This window comes from Endozoicomonas sp., assembly GCF_031844845.1.
Classification (GTDB): Bacteria; Pseudomonadota; Gammaproteobacteria; order Pseudomonadales; family Endozoicomonadaceae; genus Endozoicomonas.
This window is the reverse complement of record NZ_JAVRMB020000162.1, coordinates 1-10556: the sequence shown is the minus strand read 5'-3', so window position 1 is coordinate 10556 and position 10556 is coordinate 1. Positions and strand designations below refer to the sequence as shown.

Here is a 10556-nt window from a genome sequence, read left to right as displayed (position 1 = left end):
AGACACGATTCCTGTGGTTGGCTATGCATTCCCACGCAGAGCGTGGGAACGAGGTTCCTGGTGGGTTTTGCGACAGCCTCCTGCGCGGGAAAGACGGAGGGTCAACCTTTTGCGACAACCTCGAAGGCGGGAATCCATCTCAAGAGTGGGAGTCTATCTCGAGCAGTGGATCTTCGCCTTCACGGGAATGACTGTAGGGTGTTAATTCTCCCTTTTTGCGACAACCTCCTTCGTGAGAATGACGGTGTGCGGGTATTTCCTGCAGCTCCTCCCTTAAGAGTTATAACCATTTCGACTTTCTCTTTGGACACTTTTAATTGCACCCTCCAAGGATAGTTTTTTCAGCACCTTGTAATAAAAAAGGATATGATTATCATTGGAGTATTTTCCCTTAAAAGCAAAGGATTATCTTGCTCAATGCATTGTCCATTCTGTGGTGCCGCTGAAACGAAAGTGATCGACTCACGCCTGGTCGCAGAAGGCAGTCAGGTGCGAAGGCGTCGGGAATGCCTTACCTGCATTGAACGCTTTACCAGTTATGAAACAGCAGAACTGCTGATGCCCCGGCTGGTTAAGCGTGATGGTACCCGTGAACCGTTTAATGAAGATAAACTCAGGGCGGGAATGACCCGTGCCCTGGAAAAAAGACCGGTGGGTGTTGAGCAGCTTGAAGAGGCAGTCTGCCGGATTATTCATCGGCTTCGTGCCATGGGTGAGCGTGAAGTAAGCTCCCGTATTCTGGGTGAAGAAGTGATGCGGGAATTAAAACAGCTGGACGAAGTCGCCTATATCCGTTTTGCTTCCGTGTATCGTCACTTCAAGGACCTGAATGAGTTTCGGGAAGAGATTGATCGTCTGGAGACTGAGGATCGGGGTTACTGAGTCTATATGCCTCTGCTTCTTTTATTATTGGCGATTGCAGCCCTGGTTTTTGGTCCCCAGCTGTGGGTGCGCCGAACCCTTCGTCAATACGGTAAGGATCGACCGGATCTGCAGGGAACCGGTGGCGAGCTGGCTGAACACCTGATTAAGCGGTTTCAACTGAGTGATGTAACCGTCTGCGAGGGGCTTGAAGGTGAGGATTATTATGATCCGGAAGCCAGGGTGGTCTCTCTCTCCAGTACCCATTTTAACGGAAAAACCATTGCAGCGGTGGCAGTGGCCACCCATGAAGTCAGCCATGCACTGCAGCATCAGGAACAACACGCCGGTTTTATGCGTCGGCAGAGACGACTGAAGATCGCTATGGTGATTGAGCGGTTCAGCGTGCTGGCTCTGATGGTCACACCTTTTATCTTTTTATTAACCCGGTTACCCCAAAGCACTTTGATAACCTTACTATTGGGCGTATCAGGCATGGTTGCTTCCCTTTGGGTTCAGTTGATGAACCTGCCGGTTGAGCTGGATGCCAGTTTTAACCGGGCGTTGCCGATTCTGGAAGAGGGTTATCTCTCTCAGGAAGATCTACCGGGAGCCAGGAAAGTGTTGAAAGCGGCCGCTATGACTTATGTTGCTGCAGCACTTGCCAGTTTGCTGAATATTGGACGATGGATAGCTATCCTCCGTCGATAATCCTGCTATCTATTTAAAAGGTAGTATCGAATTTTAATTGTTTATATATGGAAGTAAGTTGATATGGTCAGTTCATCCCTGCTGGCTTTGTTTGTTCCCACGTTTTTCTTTGTTTCTGCCACGCCTGGCATGTGTATGACACTTTCCATGACGCTGGGTATGACCGTTGGGGTTCGCCGCGCGCTCTGGATGATGCTGGGGGAGCTACTGGGCGTTGGTCTGATCGCTGTTCTTGCTGTTATTGGCGTGGCAGCAGTGATGTTGAACTACCCGGCCGCATTCACCGTGTTCAAGTGGATTGGGGGTGTTTACCTGCTTTACCTCGGTTTCCAGATGTGGCTTTCCAAAGGGAAAATGGCCATTCCACAAGATGGGCACCAGCCAAGGGAGACGGGAGCCAGAGATCTGATGGTTCAGGGATTTCTAACAGCTGTGGCAAACCCCAAAGGGTGGGCATTTTTTATTTCACTGCTGCCGCCGTTTATTTCTGCGGATATGCCGCTGATACCACAACTGACCATTCTGGTAACCATGATTCTGATTATAGAGTTTATCTGTCTGATAATTTACGCAGCGGGTGGCAGAACCCTGAGACACTTTTTGCAGAAAAGCGGCAATGTTCGAATTATGAATCGAATTGCTGGCTCTTTGATGATGGGCGTGGGTATCTGGCTGGCATTTGGCTGAATATCAGGCCAAAGTCCGGATCTGCGATGGCCTGTCTTGCAAAGAAATATTCAATCCTCAAGTTGCCGGACGGCAATTTCCAGTACCCGGGCAACTCGCTCCAGCGTCTGTTTTTTTGTTTTGGAGCCTGGATTTTCCATCTGTGCCACTGCCGACTGACTGATCCCCATTCGGTTCGCCAGTTGTTCCTGACTGAGTTTTCTATATTTGCGCCAGGCTGCAATCAGGGAGAGCCCCTGAAGCTGGTAGCCGACAACTTCATGGGGAAACCAGATCTCATCGGCCTGGTTGGACATCTGCAACCACTGATCATAAGGCACCACGGCAAATGCGGGTTTGCCTCCGAGGTGAATGATCTGGACATCAGCAGGTGTTTTCATTGCGTCGCCTCACCTCCTCAATGGTGACGACCCGAATAACGCCGTCCACCGTAAAAAAGACCCGAAATCGACCAACCCGTAAACGATAGTCATAGGACTGATTGGTCAGTTTCTTAACATTTTGACAAGCCGGAAAGTGTGCCAATGCTGAAACTTCCTTCCGGGCTCTGCTAGACCAGCATATTGTATTCTTGGCTAATAGTATAAGCCAAAAAATAAGCTTAACGTTTCCGGAACACGTCAAAGCCAATAAAACGATGTATTAGCCAATAAAAGATAGAGCCTTACGGTTTTTCATATGAATCACCCGCTGATTACTGCTCCCCCGCCAGGGCAGTGACAGATCCCGCTTATCTAGCTCAAAACGTCCATCAATCAGCACATCGATATATTGCACAACGTCCTGTTGGGCTTTGCTGAGTTCTTCGAGCGTGTAACCGGTCCAGAGCCAGATGTTTTTCTCCGGATATTCTGCTTTTACCCGTTTAACGAGTTTCAGTATGCCTGTCAGGTTACCCGGAAAGAGCGGGTCTCCTCCTGAGAGCGACAGACCATCCCGCTTGATACGTTGATCCCCCAGATCCTGAATAATCCGGTCTTCCATAGCCTGGTCAAAGGGTTCACCCATGCTGGCATCCCAGGTAGTAGCATTGTGACAACCTTTGCAGAAGTGTTCACAACCACTGACAAACAGGGTGCAGCGGGTACCTTCACCATTGACCACATCGATTGGGTAGTATTGCAGGTAGTTCATGGAATCATCTCGTTCCCACGGTGTCCGTGGAAATGCATGCCTTGCGGTTAGCATTGTACCTGTGGATGGTTCTGCATTCCCACGCAGAGCGTGGGAACGAGGGGACATCGATTGGATAGTATTGGAGGTAGTTCATGTTCTTCTCGTTCCCACGGTCGTGGTTACCGTAAAACTCCCAACCCCATCATTCCTATGCTCCGCATGGGAAGGCATAGGTCCGGTGACAGGGTTGCCGGTGGGTTGAGGTATGCGTTCCCACGGTGGACCGTGGAAACGAGTCTGACAGGAGGGCTTGTATCCTGTATCAGAGATGCTTCACCCGACGAACCACTTCTTCCTGCTTGCCCTTGATAAACGGGCGGCTATTGGGCTGACCCAGGTAGCCACAAACACGACGGGTTACTGACATCCTGCCGGAGTCACGGTTCTTGCATTGTGGGCACTCAAAACCCCGATTGGTGGCGTTAAACTCACCTTCATAACCGCAGCTGTAGCAGGAGTCATTGGGGGTGTTGGTGGCGTAATAAGGTACTTTGTCGTAAGTGTAATCCCAGACGTTTTCCAGAGCCTTCAGGTTGTTGACCATGTTCGGGTATTCGCCGTAACAGATAAAACCGCCGGTGGCATGCTTTGGATAGACCTGCTCGAAATCCACCTTGTCATAAGGGTTAACCTTTTTCTCCACATCCAGGTGGAATGAGTTGGTGTAGTAACCTTTTTCAGTAACACCTTCAATAACCCCAAACTTCTTTCTGTCCAGTCGGCAGAAACGGTCACACAGACTTTCGCTGGGGGTAGAGTAGAGGCTGAAACCGTAACCGGTTTCTTCCTTCCACTCATTCACCGCTGCACGCAGGGTTTCAATGATAGCGACTGATTTCTGGCGAAGTTCTTCGCTGTCATAAATGTCTCCAGCGCCGGACTTACCGCCATACAGGGCATTGATGGTCTCGTGGATACCGATGTATCCGAGGGAGATGGAAGCACGGCCATTTTTGAAAATTTCACTGACCTTGTCATCCGGCTTCAGGCGCACACCACAGGCCCCTTCCACATAGAGAATAGGTGCGACTCTGGCCCGCACATTGTCCAGACGCTGGATTCGGGTCATCAGAGCTTCTTTAGCCAGCTTCAAACGCTGTTCCAGCAGTTGGTAGAAGGTCTCTTCACAGCCTTTGCTCTCAATAGCAATACGGGGCAGGTTGAGAGAGACGACACCCAGGTTGTTGCGGCCATCGTGAATCAGCTTGCCTTCTTCTTCATAAACACCCAGGAATGAACGACAACCCATGGGGGTTTTAAAGCTTCCGGTGACTTCAACCAGCTTGTCGTAGTTGAGAATGTCCGGATACATCCGCTTGCTGGCACATTCAAGCGCCAGTTGCTTGATGTCGTAGTTAGAATCTTCAGGGCTGAAGTTAACACCCTTTTTAATGGCAAAGACCAGTTTTGGAAAAACCGGCGTCTTACCGTTTCTGCCCAGGCCACGAATCCGGTTTTTGAAAATAGACTTCTGCACCAGACGCTCTTCCCAGCTGGTACCCAGGCCAAAACCAAAGGTCACAAACGGCGTTTGACCATTGGCGGTATGAAGCGTGTTTACCTCATATTCCAGTGCCTGATAAGCGTCGTAGCAATCCTTCTCAGTCATTTCCATAGCGTATTCACGGGCTTTATCTTCATCGCCAATCCAGCGAAGTCCCTGTTTCAGGTGCTTCTCAAAGGTTTTGCGAACATAGGGTGCGTGAATACGGTCAATTTCGTTGATGCTGGTGCCACCATAAATGTGGCTGGAAACCTGGGCGATGATCTGGGCAGTGATGGCCGCCGCCGTGGTAATTGACTTCGGCGTTTCAATCTCCGCATTACCCATTCGGAAACCATTGGTCATCATCCCTTCAATATCAATCAGCATGCAGTTAAACATGGGAAAGAAGGGCGCGTAATCCAGATCATGGTAATGGATTTCACCACGGTCATGGGCGGCGGTGATGTGCTGGGGCAGTAAATGTTGCCTGGCATAATGTCTGGCGACAACACCGGCCAGCAGATCCCGTTGTGTGGGGATAATCTGGCTGTCTTTATTGGCGTTCTCGTTCAGCAGTGCTTCATTATCCTGACGGTTATCCTGATTGATAATGCTCAGAATATCCCGGCTCAGGGCATTACGCGACTCCCGTTCAATATCCCGGGTCTGACGGTACTCGATGTATTTGCGGGCAGCGTTGTGGTATTCACTGCTCATCATCAGATGTTCAACCTGATCCTGAATGTCATAGATATCCACCAGATCCTGACTGGCCACGGAATTGCTTACTTTTTTAGCAACATATTCGGCAAAGTCATTGTCTTTGATCTGAGCATCATTCAGGGCGCTGGCAACGGCTTTTGCAATGCGCGGCGCATCAAAAGGCTGGCGGGAACCATCGCGTTTGATGATCTCAGTCATGGTCGATCTCCGGACAAATAGGGTAATAAGATAGTGCGACTTGCTGGGCGCTATATCTACAGCTTGTGGTATGAATGCTTGATTAGCACTATATATAGTGCTTTCTGGCGACTATGATCCACTAAAGTGAACGGCTCTGCAATATTGACACAACGTAAATCTTCACGGGAAATCGTGGTTGCATACTGGAAGTCAGGAGTTACTGTCATGGAAACTCCCACATTATATGTGGTTAAAGCGAAGTAACGCCTTACTGACATTTTTTGCAGGTAGTTGCCGAGATATTATGGCAAGTCGTCATATTGATGCATGCAGTTGATGATGAGATGATCAGCGCCTTTTTTAGTATCTGTCCAGAAATGGAGAGAGGAGATTGAGTTGATCGATAGTTCCGGAAAAACATCCTTGGCCAATTGTGAATTTGATCAGCAGCAGGAAAAGGTTTTATCAGCCTGGCTGGCATTCAGCCCTCTCGGGAAAAGCGGTGGGGCAATGACGCTCACTGCTATTAAAGGCCTGATGTTTGCCATTGCTAACTCTCCCGTCAATGTACCACCGGATCGTTGGATAACATTGGCTCTGGCCACCAGAAACCCAACCTTTGAGTCCCGGCAGCAGGAAGATGATGTACGTCATATTCTGTTTAACATTCTGGAGAAAACCCGAAATACCATTAATGGTGGCTACGAAGTACTTCCGGAAGAGTGTCGGGCAGAAGATATCTATTCATCAGAGTTTTCCCGCCTGAAGGAGTGGGCGACGGGTTATGGCCAGGGTTGTAAGCTGCTGATGGATGTTTGGACGGAGGTGCTGAAACACTCTGAGATTCAGCCAATGGCAGAGTCCTGGTCCAGCTGTATGGTATTATTGAACGTCTGGAGTCGTGCAGATAGTTTGCTGGAAAAGGCGAAGAAAAAAGACGGCCCGGATGTAAACAAGATGCTTAAGGCCATGCCGGCGGTTGCGAGAGAGATGGCGGTGATGTGCCATGATATCCGTGAGATCTGGCAGACAGCTGTTGACCAGCCGCGGGTTCCGGAAAAGCCTGCACCGATTACGGTTACCCGAGTAGGGCGAAATGACCCTTGCCCCTGTGGTAGCGGCAAGAAACATAAGAAATGTTGTGGTAGTTCTTTTACCCGTTAAACCAATCCCGTTTTTCCTTTTCTTCCTGCACCTCAGCAGGTTGGCAGTTTTTGGGGCTGGCTTCTTTTGTTGCGGAGCCAGTGGAGACTGTCAAATATTATGAATAAGGCGATTTCAGGGTTTTCGTTGCGAATGCGATCAAACCCCTCCCCCGGTTAACGCTGTCATAAGTCCCCAACCAAAACAAACAGAAGATTTTATCTGATTGTGGACTTAACGTATTTTCAAAAACCATCAACGCTTTTTTTCCCAAATATTTTTCCCATCAGCGTTTTTGATTTTTTTTCATCGACTTCTTTTGATTGAAAATCAGCAAAAGCATTAACAAAGAACCTGACGCTTTTCAAAAAATCAAGTGTAAGATATCTATCATCCAGCGGCAATAACCCTACCTCAGCTGTCAGTTTAACTTTAAAGGTTTCTTTTTTCTTACTTGCCTGATCCGCATATGCAACCACCTTGGAACGTAAATCATATGGATTTCGTTTTTTAGTATATATAGCCACTGCCTTATTTAACGCCTCCGGTGATTCTGATGAGCTCTGATGTCTATCAGATCCTGACGTTACACGTTTTTTATAAAATTCTTCATCGACAATATTGTCATTTAATTCTTTTTTAGACTCAGTCTTTTCCTTACTTTTTTTACTTTTCTCTTGACCCTTTAGCTCTGCCTTTCCATGGAAAAATGAAGACACAGATTTCTCTACTACTCTATATCGCATTTTTTCTCGCTCTTTAAATGATAATTTTTCAAAACGCAAATTAGTTACACTCCCTCCTCTATTATGCGCTGTTTGGATTTCATGCATCAAACGATCAAAATCATCTTCAGTTACATACTTCTTATTATGCATATAACATGGTATCAACGCACAAACCTCATTATCACCAAGCCTCTTATTGCCACTTCTTAAATACTTTCTGAGAGCACTCTTAATGTCAGAATCTCTATCTTTTACGTCTACAAATAAATTCATAACTGAATTATAACGAGGCTTCCTGAGGTGATGTTCAGAAATTTTTCTCATATCATTTGAAAGATTTTGAAAGTCTTTCCTTGTCCAAAAAACACTTGGAGGATCTTTTTTATTCACCCGCATGCTGTTTTTTGAGGACTCCTCCGATCCCGATGTTTTTTTTACAACAAAATCCTCCATAACCTTGAAAAACGCTTTGGAAATTTTTTTATCATCAAGTGCTTTTACACCAATCATTTCATACTCATTCGAACATAACTTAGAATCACTTGACGTTTCTTGGGAAACTCGTGATTTAACCCCAACGATTTCATCTTTATTCTTCTTTTCATATTCCCAGATTGCTTTGGAAAACCGATCAATCGTACCTCGGTAAAGAACATTTTTAACCGATTTTCTCATTTCATTACTTAACGTATTATTATACAACGAACGTATCTCATCCTTATTACTTAAGCGACCAAGCAAAGCGAGTATTTTTTTTGATTGTTCTTCCGATTTTTTACTATCTGTCGAAAAAGAACCAAGTTTGAACATCTCTGTAGAAAATTCACTCTGAGTGATCATACCCTCATCTTTATTACCACTAAACGTTCTCTGAAGCTGAACCAGTGTTTCAAAATCATCCAATGTTATTTTGGGTTTTTTGGTAGCAAAACAATCAACGGAAGAAATAAAATCAACTGCTAATTTAAGGTACTTTTTATACTCATCCTTATGATTTTTGTTGCTCAACCTCACGTCTTTAAGCCCCTCTGCAAGCTGAATTACCCTTTTCTCTTGACTGGACAGCTCCCATATTTCCTGCAATTTCTCAGCCTTCGGCTGGGCGCTGTTTACGTTATTAGTGGAAACCTTCTCAGACAAGCTAAATTGCCCCATTTTTGTGGTCAAACCCTCATCTGAAGCTCCTAAACCAGGGATTCCACTTTTATCTTCAACAGCGCCCTTCGGCTGACTTTCTGCCTTTGCAGAAGGCCGGGAGGTTGCTGAAGAACAGGTCTTCGTTTTATTCAGTTTTTTACTGCCAGTAGTGTCCGCCTTTGTATCAGTTTGCTTTGTTTCACTTGTTGAATCTGAAGCTGCTTTCTTTCTATTTGAGTAACTTCCTCGCGCTCCTTCCGCTACCGGTTGATAATATTCTCCCTCTCTGCTTGTACCTGAACCCCGATTGAGGTTCAGGTAGCTTTGTTCAGGATTTATACCATGATACGCAATAGGTACTGATCTTCTCCCTTGATTCAAACTTGTATCAAAGTGATCTACTTTCATGCCAAGGGTGTTTGTTCCGTGAATAGAACGCACACCGCCTCTGCCTGCACCGCCTACCCCTGAATATCTTTCAGCATCTCCACCGCCCCCCCGTCGATATATTCTATCATAACCAGCTGAAGATACTCCAAAACGGTCTGCATTCGCTCCTTTGTCCATAAGTTAAATACCTTTGTAATTTAGATTCAGGGGGGCTGTGAAAATTCATTAGTACAGAAAAGGCCAGAAAATAACCAGAAGGCCAAGCCCAGACTAGCAAACAAATACTTTTTCTGCATTTTTTGACGAAATATTTTCAACAAACCGTTCAATTATTCATAGGTAGATTTTGAATATCACATCAATTCAAAATTAAAGACGTACCTCTTCCCTAGCGTTAGCACTACGCATGTTAACATTTTGATTTAATGATATTCAGGAGTCATCAAATCAGTATATGAAAGGAAATATTAGTCAGTGGAATGATGAGAAAAAAATTCAACCTTATCTCTATTCCCGACAAAAAAGGTAGCATTTTTTTATGTATATTCAATTAAAATAATACCGTGACCAGATCTTTAATCTTGCCCCTCTGAATATAAATATCCAAATTTGAATTTATGCCATGTCTGAAGCATGGCCGTTCTCCAAAACACCTCGCCAGAAAGCTATTCAGAGATCATCCAAAATCAAATGTTTCTGACTTTTTTGTTAGTCTCTACGCACGGCTCAGCTACTGTAGACTGCCTGGGCTGTGTGACCAGTCGATAATGTAGTGGTCAAGGATCTCATTGCATACGGTTTTGACCCGCTTAAGCTTGACACTATTGGCGCATTTACCCGACCGGATAACAAAGCATCCATCCGTGTTCTGGAAAAGTGCGGATTCCGGTATGCGTGTTACAACACCCTCATTGAGCGAAACTACTACCAAATCTCCCCAGACACATTTCAGCAAAGGTTAACCTGATTCAATAAACAACCTGAGCGCAAAATCCATACAGTCTGCTACCTTTGTTCTTTCCTTAGCCTTAAACCGTTAATCCAGAAAACAAAGGTCATATTCCAATGTCAGGACTCGCCCAATCCTTCTCGGGAATCGTGCCTGAAAACTACGACAAGCTGCTTTTCCCCAGGTTTATTCACCCCTTTGCCGAAGAGATGGCGGTTCGACTTGGTAAAACCGCTTCCAGAGCTATTCTGGAAACCGCTGCAGGTACTGGAGCCGGTTCGCTGATCCTGCAACAGAGTCTTGAGCCAGGCTCGTTATACACCGTGTCAGATATCAGTGACGATATGCTTGAAATGGCTCGGAAAAAGCTGGGAAATCTTGCCGG

At 46.2% G+C, this 10556-nt stretch carries 12 protein-coding genes; 7 read left to right on the top strand and 5 right to left on the bottom strand.

Translation table 11 applies throughout. The features are described 5' to 3' along the window. From RM811_RS08345 to RM811_RS08330, 4 genes are all read left to right on the top strand, one after another. Positions 1–191: hypothetical protein (locus RM811_RS08345; RefSeq protein ID WP_402522848.1), on the top strand; the 191-nt coding region annotated here is incomplete at its 5' end. Between the two features lie 226 nt (positions 192–417). Then, the gene (gene nrdR, locus RM811_RS08340; RefSeq protein WP_402522846.1) at positions 418–882 is read left to right on the top strand and encodes a transcriptional regulator NrdR; all 465 of its coding nucleotides are present in this window, start codon (positions 418–420) and stop codon (positions 880–882) included. A 6-nt stretch (positions 883–888) separates the two neighbouring features. After that, on the top strand, positions 889–1572 hold the full coding sequence (locus RM811_RS08335) for a zinc metallopeptidase (RefSeq protein ID WP_402522845.1): 684 nt from the start codon (positions 889–891) through the stop codon (positions 1570–1572). Between the two features lie 63 nt (positions 1573–1635). Further along, on the top strand, positions 1636–2259 hold the full coding sequence (locus RM811_RS08330) for a LysE family translocator (RefSeq protein ID WP_402522843.1): 624 nt from the start codon (positions 1636–1638) through the stop codon (positions 2257–2259). A gap of 50 nt (positions 2260–2309) precedes the next feature. On the opposite strand, the gene RM811_RS08325 is transcribed toward RM811_RS08330, so the two are convergent. The 4 genes from RM811_RS08325 to RM811_RS08310 form a co-directional block, all read right to left on the bottom strand. Then, positions 2310–2639: a helix-turn-helix domain-containing protein gene (locus RM811_RS08325; RefSeq protein WP_402522840.1), complete on the bottom strand. Its 330-nt coding sequence runs from the start codon at positions 2637–2639 to the stop codon at positions 2310–2312. A gap of 262 nt (positions 2640–2901) precedes the next feature. Beyond that, a complete protein-coding gene (gene nrdG / locus RM811_RS08320) occupies positions 2902–3393 on the bottom strand; it encodes an anaerobic ribonucleoside-triphosphate reductase-activating protein (RefSeq protein ID WP_402522838.1) in 492 nt (163 codons plus the stop codon). Between the two features lie 304 nt (positions 3394–3697). After that, entirely contained in the window at positions 3698–5842 is a 2145-nt protein-coding gene (gene nrdD, locus RM811_RS08315) for an anaerobic ribonucleoside-triphosphate reductase (RefSeq protein ID WP_402522836.1), read from the bottom strand. Between the two features lie 56 nt (positions 5843–5898). Next, entirely contained in the window at positions 5899–6051 is a 153-nt protein-coding gene (locus tag RM811_RS08310) for a hypothetical protein (RefSeq protein WP_402522835.1), read from the bottom strand. Positions 6052–6247: 196 nt separating this feature from the next. On the opposite strand from RM811_RS08310, the gene RM811_RS08305 reads away from it, so the two are divergent. After that, a complete protein-coding gene (locus RM811_RS08305; protein ID WP_402522833.1) occupies positions 6248–6988 on the top strand; it encodes a UPF0149 family protein in 741 nt (246 codons plus the stop codon). 224 nt (positions 6989–7212) lie between these two features. Here RM811_RS08305 and RM811_RS08300 read toward each other — a convergent pair whose 3' ends face one another. Then, complete coding sequence (locus tag RM811_RS08300; protein ID WP_402522831.1) at positions 7213–9399, bottom strand: hypothetical protein; 2187 nt, start codon at positions 9397–9399, stop codon at positions 7213–7215. A 595-nt stretch (positions 9400–9994) separates the two neighbouring features. On the opposite strand from RM811_RS08300, the gene RM811_RS08295 reads away from it, so the two are divergent. Together RM811_RS08295 and RM811_RS08290 are read left to right on the top strand one after the other, a co-directional pair. Then, entirely contained in the window at positions 9995–10189 is a 195-nt protein-coding gene (locus RM811_RS08295; protein WP_402522829.1) for a GNAT family N-acetyltransferase, read from the top strand. Positions 10190–10287: 98 nt separating this feature from the next. Beyond that, the coding region (locus tag RM811_RS08290; RefSeq protein WP_402522827.1) for a hypothetical protein at positions 10288–10556 on the top strand (269 nt) is incomplete at its 3' end.

What these genes read in the sequence shown, in the direction of transcription:
- nrdR (WP_402522846.1), top strand. Translation starts at nt 418, where the DNA reads ATGCATTGTCCATTCTGTGGTGCCGCTGAAACGAAAGTGATCGACTCA.
- RM811_RS08335 (WP_402522845.1), top strand. Translation starts at nt 889, where the DNA reads ATGCCTCTGCTTCTTTTATTATTGGCGATTGCAGCCCTGGTTTTTGGT.
- RM811_RS08330 (WP_402522843.1), top strand. Translation starts at nt 1,636, where the DNA reads ATGGTCAGTTCATCCCTGCTGGCTTTGTTTGTTCCCACGTTTTTCTTT.
- RM811_RS08325 (WP_402522840.1), bottom strand. Translation starts at nt 2,639, where the DNA reads ATGAAAACACCTGCTGATGTCCAGATCATTCACCTCGGAGGCAAACCC.
- nrdG (WP_402522838.1), bottom strand. Translation starts at nt 3,393, where the DNA reads ATGAACTACCTGCAATACTACCCAATCGATGTGGTCAATGGTGAAGGT.
- nrdD (WP_402522836.1), bottom strand. Translation starts at nt 5,842, where the DNA reads ATGACTGAGATCATCAAACGCGATGGTTCCCGCCAGCCTTTTGATGCG.
- RM811_RS08310 (WP_402522835.1), bottom strand. Translation starts at nt 6,051, where the DNA reads ATGACAGTAACTCCTGACTTCCAGTATGCAACCACGATTTCCCGTGAA.
- RM811_RS08300 (WP_402522831.1), bottom strand. Translation starts at nt 9,399, where the DNA reads ATGGACAAAGGAGCGAATGCAGACCGTTTTGGAGTATCTTCAGCTGGT.